A 17259-nucleotide genomic window follows, 5' to 3' on the forward strand; every position below is an offset into this window, starting at 1 on the left:
AAAAGTAAATAATACTTCTCCTGTTGAAAATTTTCTGAGTATTGACCTTGTAAAAATATCAAGCTATAGTAATTTCAGAACATTTATTTTTTCCATATAACAAAAGAAGGTAGGAACGTCTATGTCCGTTCGTAAAAAACTAAATCTGGGCTTCATTTCATTAACATGTTTACTCTTCATTTCTAGTATTGTGAGCTTTCTGCAATTCAAAGCTACGCAAAATGATCTAGAAGAAGTACTGCAGCACCGTATTGTACAAATGCAATTAACAGTGAAAATTCAGCAAGAACTCGCATCACAAGGTTTATTTTTACGTTCCTATATTTTAAATCCAAAGGATGAAACCGCTAAAGCAAACTTAGCGCGCTATGAAAAGCTTTTACCAGAATCGGTGAATGAGCTTTCTACCCTTGTTCGTTCAGACTACACAAAAAATATTATGCAGCAAATCACAGCATTACAAAAAGATTTACTTACTCATTCCGAAAAGGCAGTCCAAGCCTTCAATAATGGAAATGTGGATTTAGCCCTCTCATACATAAATAATGATGTGACAAAAGATAATAAAGAACTCTTCCAATTAACGAAGGAAATGTTAGATTATCATAATGAGCAGCTACAAAAGGTTGATGCTGAAGTTAATCAAACGGTTGCAAGAGCAATTATTATTTCCATCACGCTTCTATTGGCTAGTGCCGTTATTGGCGTTTACTTTATGTATTTTGTTAAAAAATCGATTGTTCAGCCATTGCATCTTGCAATTGGAGCGGCTGATACTTTAGCACAAGGAGATTTATCGATTGATGAGCTTACTCACCAATCAAATGATGAAATTGGTACACTAGCCGTGGCAGTCAATACTTTAAAGCAAAATCTAACTGGATTAATGTCAAACATTCAAGATAGCGCCTCCCACCTATCAGCTGTCTCTGAAGAGCTGTCTGCTAGCACAGAGGAAGTGACGGCAACTTCTGATGATATTGCCCAACGAATTCAAGAAAATTCAACACATATCGTTTCATCTGCAAGTGCTTCACAGCAAAGTGCTGTGGCAATGGATGAAACAGCATCCGGTGTTCAACGCATTGCAGAGGCGACACAAAGCCTTCATGCCAATGCAGAAAGTATGACCCAGCTTGCGCGAACAGGAGGAACAACCATTTCCACAGCGAAAGAGCAGATGTCTATCATTTCTGTGGCTACCTCTGAAATTGCTACATTGACAGATAAACTAAGTAAACAATCAGAAGAAATCGGACAAATTACAGCCGTCATCACGGCCATTTCAGAGCAAACAAATTTGCTGGCCTTAAATGCGGCAATTGAAGCGGCAAGAGCTGGGGAGCACGGTAAGGGCTTTGCGGTAGTAGCGGATGAAGTACGTAAACTTGCTGAGGAATCTAATCAGTCTGCCAATCAAATCGTTGCCATTACAAAAGAAATTCTGACAGATACACGCAATGTTGCAGCCGCTGTCGATAATGGTCTAGCTTCTGTAAAAGACGGCGTAAACAAAATTCATGAGGCAGGAGATGCTTTCTACTCCATCACATCAGCAGTGACAGCATTTACGGAGCAAATTGAGGAAATCTCTGCCACATCTGAAGAAATTTCCGCCAGTGCTGAGCAGGTTGCTGCCTCTGTCACGGAAATAGCAAGCGTTTCAAATCAATCAGCCAGCAATTCACAAATAATTGCAGAGTCTGTTGATGAACAAGTTGCGACTATGCAGCAAGTGAATGCGGTCGCTGAAGAATTAAGTCAACATGCTCAGCAGCTACAGACATTGCTTCAGCAATTTAAATTATAACCTATAAAAATCTGCTGCTTTTTAGAAAGCCAGCAGATTTTTTTGCATCATAAAAGCAGGGTATAGAAAACAATTCGTTTTCTATACCCTGCCCATAATTATACAACAGGTTCGTCTGTACCCCATTGTTTTTTCTCTTTTTTGTGTAGCTGCCCATCTGATTTTTTCATTTCACGAATTTTTAATGAATACCAGATTTGAGCTGCGATACAGATGGAAGAATACATACCTGTAATTAGACCAATCAATAACGCAATTGAGAAGTTTTGAATAGATGGTGCGCCAAAAATTAATAAGGCTATAACAACAATAATAACTGTTAAGACGGTATTAACAGAACGTCCCATTGTTTGACGGAGCGACTTATTCACAATATCCGCCAATAATTCACGGTCATTAATGGTATCATATCGATCTAAGTTTTCACGCATACGGTCAAAGGTAACAATCGTATCATTGATGGAGTAACCAACAATGGTTAAAACTGCCGCAATAAAAGTAATATCCACCTCTAAGCGCATAAAGCTAAAGACAGCAACGATTAAGAATACATCGTGTAATAATGACACAATTGCTCCAATACCCATACGCCATTCAAAGCGAATTGCTACATAAATGATAATCCCAAGTGCTGCAAGTGACAATGCTTTAATGGCATTTTTCACAAGCTCCTTACCAACTGTTGGCGATACCGTACTTACAGTAGGCTTATGACCATATTTATCGGTTGTTTCCTTTTGGAATTTTAAAATATCTGCTTGTGATAAATCAGATTTATAACGAATAACTGCAGATGTGCTCTTTTCTCCTGAAAGGACAATATCCTCCGAAGGGAAACCGATACTATCAACGAATTTTGCCATTTCTTCTTGTGTTAACGTTTGTTCTGCTTCAATTTGAATACGTGTACCACTAGAGAAATCGATACCAAGGTTTAGTCGGAAAATACCTATAACCACTAAACCAGCCACTAAAATGGCTAAAGAGAATGTATAAAATTTCTTACGATTGTGAACAAAATCGAAACGATCAAATTTCGTTGTTAAATCTAATGTACCAATGTTTTCTTCCAAACTATGTTGTTTTGATTTAGCAATACCATACCATGCTGGATTATTGAAATAGCCACTGTTAACAAGGAACCCTAATAGAACACGGGAACCCCAAACTGCTGTTAAGAAGCTCAATAGAATACTTATAATTAATGTAGTTGCGAAACCTTTTACAGAGCTTGTCCCGAAGTAAAATAGAATGCCCGCTGCTAATAGCGTTGTCAACTGTGCATCCACAATAGCCGATAAAGATTGTTTAGAACCAATTTGGAATGCCTGCTTAGCAGAATACCCTACTCGAAGCTCTTCACGTATACGTTCTGCCGCTAAAATGTTAGCGTCTACAGCCATCCCTATACCAAGTACAATGGCGGCAATACCTGGAAGCGTTAATACCGCATTAATCCAATCAAATACAACCAATACTAAGAATGTGAATACAACAAGTGTAATGATGGAAATAACCCCTGGTAGACGATAGTAAAATAACATAAATAAGAAAATAATTACTACGCCGACAATACCTGCAAAAATGGTACTTTTCAGTGCCTCATCACCAAACTGAGCACCAACAGAAGTTGAGTAAATTTCATCAAGCTTAACAGGTAGTGCCCCTGCATTTAAAATTCCTGATAAATTTTTTGTTTCATCAACAGAGAAACTACCACTTATCATAACGTCTGTAGTATTTAATGTTTGGCTAACTGTTGCTGCTGATGCATAGCGTGGCTTCGCTTTTTGTGACTCCGCTTTATAAGAGTCTACACCCTCTTCAAAGTCTAACCATACAACTAATAAATTTTGTCCTGCAGGTTTCGCAGCAATTTTACTTGTTACATCAGCAAATTTTCCCGCATCTTTTAATTTTAATGATACGATTGGGCGATTTTGTTGGTCAAAGGAAGCACTAGCCCCATTTTCTTTTAAATCATTCCCATCTAATAATAAATTATCATCCACATCACGGAATGTTAAATTTGCAGAAGTAGATAGTAGCTTACGTGCCGATTCCTGATCTTCAACACCAGCTAATTGCACACGAATACGGTTTTCTCCCTCTACCTGAATGCTTGGCTCACTAACACCAATGGCATTGACACGGTTACCAAGGGCTGTTGCCGTAGCTGCAACAACTTCCGGTGTGATTTTTTGTCCTGCCTTTAATTCATTTACCTCATAAAGCACCTCAAACCCGCCCTGTAAGTCAAGACCAAGCTTAATGTCCTTTAAGACGCCGTTTACAGTCGTACCAATTCCAGCTGCCAGAAGCACTAGAATTAATAGGAATGCAACTATACGACTTTTTAGTTTCATCGAAAATCCTCCTCGAAATGGTGTAAGGGTTGTCCTTACACGCCAAACAAGTAACTAGCAATACCTTTTGAAACGATTAATCCTCCTTTTCCTTAGAATCATGTTACCTGTGTTTCAAAAAGGTTGCCTCACTTAGTTCATTCGTTCATAACGCGCAAGTTTATCTTTGTATTATTAGGTACTAACCTTCCTAATGCAAGTAAAATCGCATAGAAGATTTATGTAAGTAAACAGTTATTCAAAATAAAAAAAGCGCAACACACTTATTATGAAACAGGTTGCGCTTGGTGTCAATTCAACACATGTAGGTTTCTTTGAATTATTACAAGATTTGACACATCGTTATTTACGTTTTGACTGGACCAAGCAGTAATTGTAATTCTTCTGTATTCAATTCTTCAAACCAATTGTCACTTTGTAAAAACTCTACTTGATTGAATGAGACAATATCAGATGGTGATACCGAGAATATGGTAGCAATCACCTCATATAAGCGAAGTTGTTCTACTTTCTTTTTACGCCATTTTTTTTCAACACAGTACCGCCAAAGCTCTTCAGCCGTTATAGCATCATATCGAAAATACTTGAACTCTGCTATCTTACTATCAATGGCAGGACGAATTTTTTCAAACAGTTGCTCATATTGCATACTCATTTTGAATCATCTCCAATCAAAGTCGTAACGTAAGACATGCTTGCATACAAATAGTGTAAATGAATTTTTGCGGCTTGAGAAGGGACGGATGGCATGAGTTCTTTTGTACGAGGTACATTATTTTTAATGTTTGTCATTTTCTTATCTAAACTTTTTGGCTTCTTTTATAGAATGCAATTTATGCGAATTGCTGGTGAGGAGGCAGTCGGTATTTATATGACCGTCTATCCAGCATTTATTTTCTTCATCTCACTCATTCAACTTGGACTACCTATTGCTGTAGCTAAAATTGTGGCAGAATTACTAGCTAAAAATAAACGCGAAAGCATATTTGGCGTCATGCGTACTGCGATTCTTTGGTCGTTTATTGGTATGATCGTTTTTATGCCCCTTGTTGCACTCACTATACCATATATTTCTACAACGCTCTTACATAATGAACATACAACTTTCACTTTATGGATTGCTCTCTTTGCCGTACCAGTATCAGTAGGATCTGGTTTATTACGTGCTTATTTACAAGGTATCGCTAAAATTACACCTACCGCATGGTCACAAATGATTGAACAAGTTGTTCGGATTAGCTTTATTACACTAATGCTTCCATACGTGGCTAATTATAATAATGCCGCTGTGACAGCTGCTGCCGCCATGGGTATTACGCTTGCTGCAGAGGTAGTAGCATTCCTTTATTTATGGCTGCATTATATAGTTTCAAAAAAGAAATTAATTGCGCGCAAAACAAAAATCGAAGGTTATCCTTCATCGCCCATGCTACGTATAGCTCTGCCTTCCGCAGGCAGCAAGCTTTTTGGTTCTTTCACTTGGTTTTTAGAACCAATTATCTTTTTAAAAGCTTTAACAGTAGCAGGCTTAACAGCATCAGCAGCTACCATTCTATACGGTGTCATCTCAGGTGTTTTGGTGCCACTACTACTATTTCCTGCTTTTGTGTCAACCGCTTTATCGATTGTCCTTATTCCGGCTGTTAGTGATGCCGTTGCTAGACAGCATATCCCTTTGTTACAGGAACGAATTTCGGTTTCCCTAAGATTATCTTCTTTAGTGGGCTGTTTTGCCGCTACATATTTCTTTGTACATGGTGATGAATTGGCTATGAAGCTTTTCCATTTAGAAGAAAATCGTGGTTACGTAAAAATTTTAGCACCCATTTTTTATTTTTATTATATTCAAAGCCCTCTGCACTCCATCCTTCAGGCGATTGGCGAAGCTCGGGCAGCGATGATGAACTCCATCTATGGGGGCCTAGGGAAATTATTTGTTATGTTTGTACTTGCCTCTCAGCCCGGTATTCAAGAAAAAGGAGCTGTGGTAGCTATTGGTTTTGGCGTATTGATGACCTCTTTCTTGCATATAGCAACTGTTAGACAACGGAAAAATTTACGAGCAGGCTTTAGAATGTTTGTCGTACCTTATAGTTGCTTTATTGTCGTTTGTATCGCCCAGTACTTCCTAATGCCCTTACTATCACTACCATTTATTTTAAATAGCTTTGTCACATTATTTTTACTATTTACGAGTTTATTATTTACAAATCAATTACGTATAACAGATTTCCGCTATATCCGTAAATTAGCAAAGAAAGTTTAGTTTTCCTTTAATTGAATATACAGTCGCTCGTCTTCCCAAATACAAAAAAATACTTTTTCACTATCTGTAATATTATTTTTAGCTAATTCACTCTTTAACCATTCCACGTCTTTATGCATGGTTAATAAATGTCTCTCTTGAATCTCTCCATCAATAATCAAAGGATAAACGAATGCTTTTTCATCTTTTTTGTAAACGGAAAGGTTTCCCGAAGGTTCTAAATAGGCAAATGCAACATCGGTGACAGAGGCGATACCATTTTCTCGTAATTGCTGACATAAATCATCTAAATTATAACGGTGTTTACGCATTACACTCTCTAAAATCACACCGTCTTTCACTAGTAACGCTGGATCACCATCAACTAAGTCGCGTATACCTTTGAACTTCAACGATAAATAAGCACTTAATATTTGTATAAAGAGCAAAATAATAATGGGTAAAATGGCATTAAAAAGAGGATTCTTATAATCATCTAACGCAAAAGCAGCCACTTCTGCAATTAATACAAAAACCACTAAATCAATGACAGATAGCTCACCCAATTCTCGTTTACCCATTAAACGAAAGACAATGATGATAAACACATATAAAAAACAGGTTCTAAAAATGATGTGGAAATATTCTTCCATCAATAACACCCCCATAATATCAAGGTGACCTTATTTTTGTTTTTTATACAGAAGAATGACTGGATATTGCTAAAAATACAAGGAATAGTCCGTAGTTGTTCGTACAAAATATAAAGAACGAAACAGTTAAGACTATAAACAGCAAAAAGGTGAGAAAATGATAAGGAAAATAATTGCTTTCGTTGTTGTTTATATTGTTCTGTTTACTCATCCATTTCTTACTTATGGATACCAAGAACAGAATATACCCGTTCTTATGTACCACCATTTAGCGGAAAATATAAACAATAATACAGTTATTTCACCCAATAATTTTGAGAAACAAATGAGGTCCCTTAAGGAAGAAGGTTATCATGCGATTTCTGTCAAAGAATTACACGATTACTTGACTAACCAAAGCAAATTACCCGCAAAGCCTATATTAATTACTTTCGATGATGGCTATCTCAGCAATTACGAAATGGCGTATCCGATTTTGAAAAAATATGACATACATGCGGAAATTTTTGTTATTGCAAGCCGAATAGTCGATACAAGTAAAGATTTTGCCTATCCACATGAAATTGCCAAGATGAACTGGGATCAATTAAAAGAAATGCAAGATTATATAACGATTCAAAGCCATACTTGGGACTCCCATTATAAATTACCTTCAAAATTCGGCAGACTGAATGGGGCTATTTACGGTCCAAGCTATTTGAATGGACAATTAGAGAGCCAGCAGCAGTACGAGGCTAGAGTCAGAAATGATTTTATTCACTCCCGAAAAATAATTAAAGAAAAATTAGGCTACGAGCCCATCGCCATTAGCTATCCATACGGTATTCAATCTGCTGCCACCATTAAAATTGCACAGGAGGCTGGTTTTAAGATGGGCTTTGTTATTCAGAATAAAAGTGTTAAAAAGGGCGATGGATTATTCACATTAAGTAGAATTATTGTAAATGGCAATGATTCAGGTCCCGACTTAATTCATAAAATAAATACAATGAAATAGTGACAGGAGGAATATACCCCTCCCTTGCGCTTCAGCGCACAAGAAAAGGCTTACAATATAGCTATTGTAAGCCTTTTTCTTTATAATGTTTAAATGTCTTTCTCAACTCGTCCGATTGCTTGACGGTCAAATTTTACACGTACATTATCAGCGATTTTTAATGTTACTGCTGTGTCCTCAATTGCATCAATGACACCATGCAGGCCACCGATTGTAATGACTTTATCTCCACGTTGCAAACTACCTTGCATATTTTGTGTTTCCTGCTGTCTTTTTTTAGCTGGACGGATTAAGATAAACCACATAGCAACGAACATTAATAATATCGGTGCTAAGCCTAATAATTGATCCATATTACTTCTTGCCCCCTTTCCAAATCTCACTTTTTTAGTATAGACTATTCCACCATTAAAAAGCGATGGACAAGCCCAAAAATTTTCTCATTTACTAATATTTTTTCTATGATTGACAATATTTTGCTAGAAATATTCACTTTTTACAAAGTTTTGAATGATTTTGCCATACTATGGCAAGTAATATAGGACATTAGAGGTTTTCTAATGTCCCTTTTTATGAAAAAACTCGTTCACTTTATTATCCTTAGAAAAGTAATTAATTAAAAGTTTTTCGCATTTGGTCCATTAAAGCCATATTTCTCGAAAAATTCTTCTCGGAAATCACCTAAGCGATCTTGACGAATTGCCTCACGCACTTGTTCCATTAGCTTTAACAGGAAGTGTAAGTTATGATAAGACGTTAAACGAATACCGAACGTTTCTTCTGTGCGAATCAGGTGACGAATATAAGCACGTGAATAGTTTTTACATGTATAGCAATCACAGTTCGGATCAATCGGCCCAAAGTCACGAGCATATTTTGCATTCTTTACGACTAAACGACCTTCTGATGTCATCAGTGTACCATTACGAGCAATACGTGTTGGTAGAACACAGTCGAACATATCAACACCACGAATAGCTCCATCGATTAATGAATCTGGTGAACCCACTCCCATCAAATATCGAGGTTTATTTGCTGGCATTAACGGTGTTGTGAACTCAAGAACACGGTTCATGATATCTTTTGGTTCACCAACAGATAGTCCTCCTATCGCGTAGCCTGGGAAATCTAACTCCACTAATGCTTCTGCAGAACGACGGCGTAGATCCTCATACTCACCACCTTGAATAATTCCGAATAACCCTTGTTCTTCTGGACGACTATGGGCTTCTTTGCAGCGTTTTGCCCAACGTGTTGTACGGTCTACCGATTGCAACATATATTCATGTGTTGCAGGATACGGTGGACATTCGTCGAAAGCCATCATGATATCCGAGCCTAAGTCATTTTGAATTTCCATCGCTTTTTCTGGACTTAGGAATAATTTATCCCCATTAAGATGGTTACGGAAATGTACGCCTTCCTCTTCAATTTTGCGGAACTGGCTTAGGGAGAATACTTGGAAACCACCTGAATCTGTTAAAATGGGTCTATCCCAATTCATAAATTTATGCAGTCCGCCTGCTTCCTTAACGATATCATTGCCTGGACGAAGCCATAAATGATACGTGTTGGATAAGATAATACCAGCATTCATTTCTTTTAATTCCTCTGGTGACATTGTTTTAACTGTTGCTTGTGTTCCAACAGGCATAAATGCTGGTGTTTCAAAAGAGCCGTGTGGTGTATGCACAATGCCAAGACGTGCTCCTGTTTGTTTACATGTATGAAGTAATTCATAGCGAATAGCTGGTTGTGTCATAAAAATAAAAATCCTCTCTGATCTGAAGTAAAAACAGTACTCCGATTTTTTCTTTTTTATTCTTTTGGTCGAATAAACATAGCATCACCAAAACTAAAGAAGCGATATTTTTCTTCTACAGCTTGCTGATAAGCACTTAAAATAGTTTCACGAGTGGCTAGCGTACTCACTAGCATAACAAGGGTTGACTTTGGTAAATGGAAGTTTGTAATTAAACCATCTACCACGGTAAAAGTATAGCCTGGATAGATGAAAATAGACGTCCAACCTTGTTCTGCTCGTACCTCACCATCATATTTAGAGCCAATTGTCTCCAATGTACGTGTAGAGGTAGTCCCAACAGCTATTATCTTCCCGCCATTACGCTTTACACGATTAATCGTGTCTGCTGCTTCTTCCGTCACACTATAAAATTCTGCGTGCATTTCATGGTTTTCAATAGAATCTACACTAACTGGACGGAATGTTCCAAGTCCTACATGAAGTGTAATAAAGACAACCTCTACCCCTTTTGCCTTTACTTGTTCTAATAATTCTTCTGTAAAATGGAGCCCGGCCGTTGGAGCAGCAGCTGACCCACGCTCTTTCGCATAGACCGTTTGATAGCGATCTTTGTCTTCTAATTTTTCTCGTATATAAGGCGGTAATGGCATTTCACCAAGCTGCTCTAGTATTTCAAAAAAGATTCCATCATAATGAAATTCAAATGTTCGTCCACCATGGTCAAGCTCACCTGTACAAGTAGCTGTTAACAATCCATCTCCAAATGTAATAACTGTCCCTACTTTTACACGTTTTGCTGGTTTTACAAGTGTTTCCCACTCATCTGTACCTGGCAATTGCTTTAATAATAGTACCTCTATATGGGCACCTGTCTCCTCTTTTACACCCATTAAGCGAGCAGGTAAGACTCTTGTATCGTTTAACACAAGGCAGTCTCCAGTACGTAACTCCTCTAAGACATGAGCAAAATGTTGATGCTCTACTTCATTTGAGCCAGGTGTTACGACCATTAATCGACTAGCTGTCCGATCTACTAAAGGTGTTTGAGCAATAAGCTCCTCTGGTAATTCAAAATCAAAATCTTCTACACGCATGAAAAAAACTTCCTTCTTTATGTTTGTTGGGGATACTCATATCCAAAATGTTCGTAGGCTAAATGTGTCGCTACTCTTCCTCGTGGTGTACGTTGAATAAGCCCAATTTGCATGAGATAGGGTTCATATACATCTTCTATAGTCACCCGTTCCTCACCAATCGATGCTGCAAGCGTATCTAAGCCCACAGGACCTCCTCGAAAGCGCTCAATCATGTTAGTGACAAGTTTATGATCAATGTGATCAAGCCCTCTTGGATCGACTTGTAACAGCTCTAGCGCTTGCTTTGCAATGCCCTCCGTTATCATACCATCTCCAAGCACTTGTGCATAATCTCGTACTCGTTTCAATAAGCGATTGGCAATTCGAGGTGTGCCACGAGAGCGTTTCGCCATTTCCATTGCTGCTATTTGCTCAATTTCTACCTCAAATAAATGAGCACTGCGAGCAACTATTTCAGCAAGGGAAATATCATCATAGTACTCTAAGCGTAATAAAACACCAAAGCGATCTCTTAGAGGTGCTGATAAGGCACCAGCTCTGGTTGTAGCACCTACAAGGGTAAAGGGAGGTAAATCAAGGCGTACAGAACGTGCTTCAGGACCTTTTCCCACAACAATATCTAAACAGAAGTCCTCCATTGCTGGATATAACACTTCTTCAATGGCACGAGGTAATCGATGAATCTCATCAATAAATAAAACATCACCAGGCTCTAGTGAACTTAAAATCGCTGCTAAATCTCCTGGACGTTCAATTGCAGGACCACTTGTCATGCGTACATTGACACTCATCTCATTTGCAATAACAACAGCTAATGTTGTTTTGCCAAGCCCTGGTGGCCCATATAACAGCACATGATCTAAACTTTCCTGCCGAAGTTTTGCTGCCTCAATGAAAATTTGTAAATTTTCCTTTACTTTATGTTGCCCTATGTATTGGGCTAACCTTTGCGGGCGTAAAGATAATTCAAATTGTTCATCATAGCCACTTGCCTCACTAGCCATCATACGTTCAGACATGCCTCTTCCCTCCTTCCTTATTTTAATTTTAATAATAGTTGTAACGCTTGTTTCATATAGGCATCTGTCGTTTCCAGCTTGTCGTTATCCTCAAGCAGTGGGCGAATTTTTTCGAGCTCCTTTTCAGAGTAACCAAGTGCCGCTAAAGCAAGTATTGCTTCTTCTAATTCGTGTTTATAAGGATGAACGCCAAACAATGGCAGCTCATCTTCTGTACTCGGCAGTTCGATTGTCTCTAATAAAGAGCCTAGCTTGCCTTTTAAATCTAATATCATCTGACGAGCAGTTTTTTTACCTACTCCTGGGAACTTCACTAAAAACGTTTCATCTTCCCGTTCAATCGCACTTATAACCTGCTGTGGGTTGCCAGTCGCTAAGATAGCCAGCGCTCCCTTAGGACCTATTCCAGATACTAAAATTAACTTTCGAAAAAGCTCGCGTTGATCTAGATTTGGGAAACCATAAAGCACTTGTGCATCCTCTCGTACATGCAAATGAACATAAATTTGTTGCTCCATGGCTGATGTTCGAAATGCAAACGGATTGGGCGTATTCAATTGCCAGCCAATACCCTTTTGTTCTAGCACAATATATTCTGGTGTAATACGAGTAATTAGTCCTTTTAAATAATCATACATCTATATTCCCTCACAATCATCGTCTTCGATTATAGCATATAGCGAACGAATGCTCGACAGAAAGTCCTGTTCAAAACGCTGTTCAAGACAAAAATGACCGCCAAATGACGGTCATTTCTTCACAAATCTATCAATATCGTACCACAGTTTTGGCCAATAGGTGAGGGCTCGTTTAGTAAATGGTACTAAATAATCTAAAAATACTAGTTGCTGATCAAGGGGTAAATCCACAGCGAAAAGCCATTCCCTTAATAGTTCATTCGGATATTTTAAACGATGAAGCTTTCTTTTATCAAGCCGTTTCAGTTCTGGTAACTCCGCAAAGACTTTGGCTAAATCATAATCAACTGCAGGTAGCACCCGATGCAACCATAAAATATACTCGTCATCCGCTTCTCCAAGATGTGCCAAATCAAAATCAATTAAACGCAATTGTCCATCCGTGCACCATAAAAAATTATGATGCACGACATCCCCGTGCAATAGTGTAATTTCTTTTTCGGCTACATCTTCCAGCGCAATTAACTGCAGCGATTTATCACTATAATGCAATATTTGATCGATCTCTTCTTTTGTTAAGAAAGCCCGAAACTCATTTCTTCTGCTTTTAAAACGCATATGACGCATTTGCCATTTTAAAAGTTGTGAATAGGTATGCAAGCCAGGCAAGCGTTGCCAAGCAACTTTTTTATATGTGTCATGTAAAGCTATTAGTAGTTGAAGAGATTCCCTGCGATCCTTTTTATGAGCAAAATTGGCACCATGGCTACCTTCTTGCCATTCTTGCACAATTAGCTGCTCATCGTCACTTTGGACTAATGGTAGGATAAGATTAGGTTCAATTCGACCTAGCTGGCGATGAATTGTTCTTACCTTCTCTGCAATTTCTAGTTGTTTTGCTCGTTTGACAAAGTAAGTATTCGATCGATACCTATATTTCCAAATATTTGATTTTACCTCTTCGACAATATACGCTTTTTCACCATCGATAAGGCGTCATCCCGCCTGGGAAATAATGCGGTGACATCCAAGGTCCTACTGATGACGGGCATGGCGGTGGACAATGCGTTGGGCATGGTGGTGGTGGACAATGACACGGATCCATTTGCCATGCAGGCATTGGCATCTGCATTGGTTGTGATTGACAGCCACATGATTGTGCTTCACAGCCACATGATTTGCCCATGTTCATGTCAGGCATCATATTAAATTGTGGCTGCATTTGTTGATTAGGCGTGTGGAAAAATGGTGATGTAGACTCTAAGAAGTCTTCCATCTCGCCCATTTTATTTTCTGGCATCTCAAAGGACATCGGCTGCTGCGGCATCATATACTGCTCGGCCTGTGGCTGCATTGGCATTGGCCACCACATTTGATGATAAATTGGTTGATGGCAGCTTGAGCAATGTGGTACTGGATGTGGCATGATATGCATTGGTGGTGCTGGTTGTGGTACTGGATGTGGCATTGGCTTCGCTACTGGTGGTGGTGGTGGCGGTGGCGGCGCTGGCTGTATTTGTACTGGTGGTGGTGTTGTGACTGTTTGCTCTACTTGTGGCATGACTACCTGTTGGTGCCAATTCATTTCTACAGGCTGTGGAACCCACATCGGTTGTTGTGGCATCTGCATTGGCATTGGCATTGGTATAGGTATTGGAATCATTTGTGGCTCAGGCATTGGCATTGGAGCAGGTGGTACAATTGGTGGTGGCGGTGGCATTGGTCTCTGTACCTCTTTTTTCGGAACTTCCTTAGGTGTCTCCTTATGCATTTGTGATTCCTTTTTTGGCATTTCTTTATGTGGCTCTTTGTTTATTTTTTCAGGCAAAATAATTTCCATGCCCGGGACAATATAATCTGGGTTGGCAAGATGGACATTGAGCCGCTTCAAATCTTCAAACGAAATGCCGTACTCTTTCGCAATCTTCCACAATGTGTCTCCCTTTTGAACAATATGAATACGCAATTTTTTCCTCCCTTCCTCTCTACGTATCATATGTTCAATGTTTCATTTGGATACAAAAATTTCAACAAGTTAGAAATGCTTCATGGTACACTAACCTATAGGGAATACTGTTTCCATTATTACGGGCAGAGGTGATCTCTTATGAAAAAAATGTTAGGCGAGGAACGCCGACTGCAACTATTAGCGCAATTAAAAAAAAGTAAAACACCTATAACAGGGACAGACTTAGCTAAATTCGCCAATGTTTCTAGGCAAGTTATCGTCAATGATATGACTTTATTAAAGGCAAGAAACGAACCCATTATCGCTACGAGTCAGGGTTATCTTTATATGCATCAGGAACAATTACAGCAAACTGTTGAACGCACATTTCCATGCATACACACATCTGAACAAACAGAGGACGAGCTAATGACGATTGTAGATTGTGGTGGCACAGTCAAAAATGTTATGGTTGAACATCCTATTTATGGTGAGTTAACTGCCTCAATCATGGTGTCAAACCGTCATGAGGTAACACAATTTATCGAACGGGTTAATGCCACTCAGGCTAATTACTTATCTGCACTAACGGGTGGCATTCATCTTCATGTCATTACAGCCCCCTCTGTTGAAGTATTAACGTTAATTGAACAAGCCTTACAAAAAAAGGGCTATTTGGTAACAGACCAATAAAATAAAAAAGCACAGTATTTGCTCATACTGTGCTTCAATGTGTGTTTCGAGTATTCCTCTCCCTTTACCCCAACCTATTAGGAAAGAAATCGTTGTCTTTGTGAAGGTGTAGGTAATAGACATTCCTTTTTTGTACCAAATAAACGATAGCGGTGCTTAGCAAACCTTCTATACAACGCATTGCGAATAATTGGAGGCACTAGGATGAAAAGATAATAACAAAGCCAAATCTTCTCCAAATTTCTGCATATTTTTAAGGCTGCTGTCGATTCAACATATGCTTTCCCATTTTCAATGAGGATTACACTATCTATATTCTCAGATATTTTGAACTGTCGGAGCAATGTTTGCCCGACATCACTTTGTAACGAAGCAAATTGAAAATAGCCTGCTTGATCATGTTTGATAATAAATTGAACGCTGCTATCACAAAAGTTACAAATACCATCAAATAAAATAATCCCACGCATTCTATTTCCCCCTTATAGCTATTATGCTTCGTCAGACGTAAGATACGTAAAGTATGTACCGAGTGACTTTACTTTGCAACCTAGTGCAGCTAGTTCTTCCATTGCACCGCGCATCATCGGTACTTTTTCATCCGCTAACACATCTATCATGAAGAAATAATCCCCTAGTCCTGTTTTCAATGGACGCGATTCAATTTTACTTAAATTCAGTTGACGCCATGCAAAGACAGATAGCACTTGATGCAATGCCCCTGAACGGTCAGTCGGCAATGTAATCATTAAAGTTGTTTTCGCTTGCCCATTTGAAAGTTCTTGTGGCAATCGTTGGTTTTGCTTAGACAGAACAAAGAAACGAGTATGGTTAAAATGGAAATCATGGATATTGGACTCTACTATTTCAAGGTCATATTTTTCTGCGGCAGCTGCATTTCCAACCGCTGCTATACATTGTTCTGGGTTTTCAGATACGTATTTTGCGGCAGCTGCTGTTGAAGTTGTTTGTTGTAGTGGTACATGACTGAAACGATAAAATAAATATTTATGGCATTGTGCTAGAGCATGTGGATGGGAATAGACCCCTTCAATGGACTGCCAATTATCTTTTTGTGCTTTATTGACCATTAAATGCTGCTGTATTTTCAGTAATAATTCACCTGTTACATATAGTGATGCTTCATGGAATAAATAATCAAGTGTAAGCGTAACTGAACCTTCTAAGGCATTTTCTAATGGTACAACGGCTAGATCTACCTTTCCCTCTGCTACTGCCTCAATACATTCAGGAATCGTTGCACAGGGTACAAGCCACTCATTTGGAAAAGTAGCCTTTGTTGCTAAGTATGTAAATGATGCTTCCGGTCCTAAATATGCGATTCGATTTCTCCATTGTTGCTTTGTCATTGCAAAAACCTCCTTTATGGAATAAGGAGCAGTCCCTAGCGATGATGTATCACTGAGGGACAGCTCCTTATTTGAGCTTTGGTATCGTATTATTACTCCAGTGCTTCAAGAGCATATGGATTATTAAACACGATAATTGTCATTTTTGTCAAAAATTAAAGGATCGAACACCTTACTATGATTATAAAGCACCAGAACTAATGACTTCCGCTGACTCAACAAAATCTAACCGTTTTAATTGCTGGATTAGGTCATCAAGATCACATGTCATACTTGTTACATCTAGTGATAATGTAACATTGGCACGTCCCTGAATAGGGATTGTTTGATGAATCGTCAATACGTTACAATGTGTAATTGTCACAGTTTCTAGAAGCTTAGCAAGTGTTCCTTTTCTATCTTGAAGCTGTAAAAAGACTGTTAAAATGCGTTCCTGCACGATTGAATGAAAAGGAAAAACCGCATCACGATATTTGTAAAACGCACTTCGCGATAAATCCACCTGCTTTACCGCATCCCAAATGGAAGATACTGAACCACTTGATAATAAGTGTTTCGCCTCCAAAGTTTTTTGCATTGCATCCGTTAAAACATCCTCACGAACTAAATAATATCGCTGATTCGCAACATTCTTCATACGCTTCCCCCTAAAACTCAT

At 38.7% G+C, this 17259-nt stretch carries 17 protein-coding genes; 4 read left to right on the plus strand and 13 right to left on the minus strand.

Features of this window, described 5'->3' with window-relative positions:
* Positions 1–121: 121 nt before the first annotated feature.
* Positions 122–1810 (plus strand): methyl-accepting chemotaxis protein, encoded by a 1689-nt coding sequence (locus tag A2J09_RS12045; protein ID WP_012295439.1) that lies wholly within the window; start codon positions 122–124, stop codon positions 1808–1810.
* A gap of 98 nt (positions 1811–1908) precedes the next feature.
* On the opposite strand, the gene secDF is transcribed toward A2J09_RS12045, so the two are convergent.
* A complete protein-coding gene (gene secDF, locus A2J09_RS12050; RefSeq protein ID WP_036162236.1) occupies positions 1909–4176 on the minus strand; it encodes a protein translocase subunit SecDF in 2268 nt (755 codons plus the stop codon).
* A 346-nt stretch (positions 4177–4522) separates the two neighbouring features.
* The gene (locus A2J09_RS12055) at positions 4523–4831 is read right to left on the minus strand and encodes a post-transcriptional regulator (protein ID WP_031419286.1); all 309 of its coding nucleotides are present in this window, start codon (positions 4829–4831) and stop codon (positions 4523–4525) included.
* 93 nt (positions 4832–4924) lie between these two features.
* On the opposite strand from A2J09_RS12055, the gene A2J09_RS12060 reads away from it, so the two are divergent.
* Entirely contained in the window at positions 4925–6442 is a 1518-nt protein-coding gene (locus A2J09_RS12060) for a putative polysaccharide biosynthesis protein (protein WP_031419287.1), read from the plus strand.
* Here the strand turns inward: A2J09_RS12060 and A2J09_RS12065 are convergent.
* A complete protein-coding gene (locus A2J09_RS12065) occupies positions 6439–7074 on the minus strand; it encodes a DUF421 domain-containing protein (protein ID WP_031419288.1) in 636 nt (211 codons plus the stop codon). The two genes, A2J09_RS12060 and A2J09_RS12065, sit on opposite strands and share 4 nt — an antisense overlap.
* Positions 7075–7231: 157 nt before the next feature.
* On the opposite strand from A2J09_RS12065, the gene A2J09_RS12070 reads away from it, so the two are divergent.
* Positions 7232–8071 carry a polysaccharide deacetylase family protein gene (locus A2J09_RS12070; protein WP_031419289.1) on the plus strand — a complete coding sequence of 280 codons (840 nt, stop codon included), beginning with the start codon at positions 7232–7234 and terminating at the stop codon, positions 8069–8071.
* An 89-nt stretch (positions 8072–8160) separates the two neighbouring features.
* On the opposite strand, the gene yajC is transcribed toward A2J09_RS12070, so the two are convergent.
* From yajC to A2J09_RS24545, 7 genes are all read right to left on the minus strand, one after another.
* Positions 8161–8424 carry a preprotein translocase subunit YajC gene (gene yajC / locus A2J09_RS12075; protein ID WP_012295447.1) on the minus strand — a complete coding sequence of 88 codons (264 nt, stop codon included), beginning with the start codon at positions 8422–8424 and terminating at the stop codon, positions 8161–8163.
* A gap of 263 nt (positions 8425–8687) precedes the next feature.
* The gene (tgt, locus tag A2J09_RS12080; protein WP_012295448.1) at positions 8688–9833 is read right to left on the minus strand and encodes a tRNA guanosine(34) transglycosylase Tgt; all 1146 of its coding nucleotides are present in this window, start codon (positions 9831–9833) and stop codon (positions 8688–8690) included.
* Positions 9834–9889: 56 nt separating this feature from the next.
* Positions 9890–10930: a tRNA preQ1(34) S-adenosylmethionine ribosyltransferase-isomerase QueA gene (gene queA, locus A2J09_RS12085; RefSeq protein WP_012295449.1), complete on the minus strand. Its 1041-nt coding sequence runs from the start codon at positions 10928–10930 to the stop codon at positions 9890–9892.
* A 17-nt stretch (positions 10931–10947) separates the two neighbouring features.
* Complete coding sequence (gene ruvB, locus A2J09_RS12090) at positions 10948–11952, minus strand: Holliday junction branch migration DNA helicase RuvB (protein ID WP_036162238.1); 1005 nt, start codon at positions 11950–11952, stop codon at positions 10948–10950.
* A gap of 17 nt (positions 11953–11969) precedes the next feature.
* The gene (gene ruvA / locus A2J09_RS12095) at positions 11970–12590 is read right to left on the minus strand and encodes a Holliday junction branch migration protein RuvA (protein WP_012295451.1); all 621 of its coding nucleotides are present in this window, start codon (positions 12588–12590) and stop codon (positions 11970–11972) included.
* 111 nt (positions 12591–12701) lie between these two features.
* A complete protein-coding gene (locus tag A2J09_RS12100; RefSeq protein WP_308741248.1) occupies positions 12702–13580 on the minus strand; it encodes a phosphotransferase in 879 nt (292 codons plus the stop codon).
* Complete coding sequence (locus A2J09_RS24545) at positions 13570–14556, minus strand: LysM peptidoglycan-binding domain-containing protein (RefSeq protein ID WP_036162243.1); 987 nt, start codon at positions 14554–14556, stop codon at positions 13570–13572. The genes A2J09_RS12100 and A2J09_RS24545 overlap by 11 nt, the downstream gene beginning before the upstream one ends.
* A gap of 141 nt (positions 14557–14697) precedes the next feature.
* Between A2J09_RS24545 and A2J09_RS12110 the strand changes: the two genes are divergently transcribed.
* Complete coding sequence (locus A2J09_RS12110) at positions 14698–15231, plus strand: transcription repressor NadR (protein WP_012295454.1); 534 nt, start codon at positions 14698–14700, stop codon at positions 15229–15231.
* A 77-nt stretch (positions 15232–15308) separates the two neighbouring features.
* On the opposite strand, the gene A2J09_RS12115 is transcribed toward A2J09_RS12110, so the two are convergent.
* The 3 genes from A2J09_RS12115 to A2J09_RS12125 form a co-directional block, all read right to left on the minus strand.
* Positions 15309–15701: a thiol-disulfide oxidoreductase DCC family protein gene (locus A2J09_RS12115; protein ID WP_012295455.1), complete on the minus strand. Its 393-nt coding sequence runs from the start codon at positions 15699–15701 to the stop codon at positions 15309–15311.
* A 21-nt stretch (positions 15702–15722) separates the two neighbouring features.
* Positions 15723–16601, minus strand: coding sequence for a prephenate dehydratase (gene pheA, locus A2J09_RS12120; RefSeq protein WP_012295456.1), 879 nt, complete (start codon positions 16599–16601; stop codon positions 15723–15725).
* A 181-nt stretch (positions 16602–16782) separates the two neighbouring features.
* Complete coding sequence (locus tag A2J09_RS12125; RefSeq protein ID WP_004226679.1) at positions 16783–17238, minus strand: ACT domain-containing protein; 456 nt, start codon at positions 17236–17238, stop codon at positions 16783–16785.
* Between the last annotated feature and the right edge of the window lie 21 nt (positions 17239–17259).

The organism is Lysinibacillus sphaericus, assembly GCF_001629735.1.
Lineage (GTDB): Bacteria > Bacillota > Bacilli > Bacillales_A > Planococcaceae > Lysinibacillus > Lysinibacillus pinottii.

What these genes read in the sequence shown, in the direction of transcription:
- A2J09_RS12125 (WP_004226679.1), bottom strand. Translation starts at nt 17,238, where the DNA reads ATGAAGAATGTTGCGAATCAGCGATATTATTTAGTTCGTGAGGATGTT.
- A2J09_RS12110 (WP_012295454.1), top strand. Translation starts at nt 14,698, where the DNA reads ATGAAAAAAATGTTAGGCGAGGAACGCCGACTGCAACTATTAGCGCAA.
- yajC (WP_012295447.1), bottom strand. Translation starts at nt 8,424, where the DNA reads ATGGATCAATTATTAGGCTTAGCACCGATATTATTAATGTTCGTTGCT.
- A2J09_RS12065 (WP_031419288.1), bottom strand. Translation starts at nt 7,074, where the DNA reads ATGGAAGAATATTTCCACATCATTTTTAGAACCTGTTTTTTATATGTG.
- A2J09_RS12060 (WP_031419287.1), top strand. Translation starts at nt 4,925, where the DNA reads ATGAGTTCTTTTGTACGAGGTACATTATTTTTAATGTTTGTCATTTTC.
- tgt (WP_012295448.1), bottom strand. Translation starts at nt 9,833, where the DNA reads ATGACACAACCAGCTATTCGCTATGAATTACTTCATACATGTAAACAA.
- secDF (WP_036162236.1), bottom strand. Translation starts at nt 4,176, where the DNA reads ATGAAACTAAAAAGTCGTATAGTTGCATTCCTATTAATTCTAGTGCTT.
- A2J09_RS12055 (WP_031419286.1), bottom strand. Translation starts at nt 4,831, where the DNA reads ATGAGTATGCAATATGAGCAACTGTTTGAAAAAATTCGTCCTGCCATT.
- ruvA (WP_012295451.1), bottom strand. Translation starts at nt 12,590, where the DNA reads ATGTATGATTATTTAAAAGGACTAATTACTCGTATTACACCAGAATAT.
- A2J09_RS12115 (WP_012295455.1), bottom strand. Translation starts at nt 15,701, where the DNA reads ATGCGTGGGATTATTTTATTTGATGGTATTTGTAACTTTTGTGATAGC.
- A2J09_RS12045 (WP_012295439.1), top strand. Translation starts at nt 122, where the DNA reads ATGTCCGTTCGTAAAAAACTAAATCTGGGCTTCATTTCATTAACATGT.
- ruvB (WP_036162238.1), bottom strand. Translation starts at nt 11,952, where the DNA reads ATGTCTGAACGTATGATGGCTAGTGAGGCAAGTGGCTATGATGAACAA.
- pheA (WP_012295456.1), bottom strand. Translation starts at nt 16,601, where the DNA reads ATGACAAAGCAACAATGGAGAAATCGAATCGCATATTTAGGACCGGAA.
- A2J09_RS12070 (WP_031419289.1), top strand. Translation starts at nt 7,232, where the DNA reads ATGATAAGGAAAATAATTGCTTTCGTTGTTGTTTATATTGTTCTGTTT.
- queA (WP_012295449.1), bottom strand. Translation starts at nt 10,930, where the DNA reads ATGCGTGTAGAAGATTTTGATTTTGAATTACCAGAGGAGCTTATTGCT.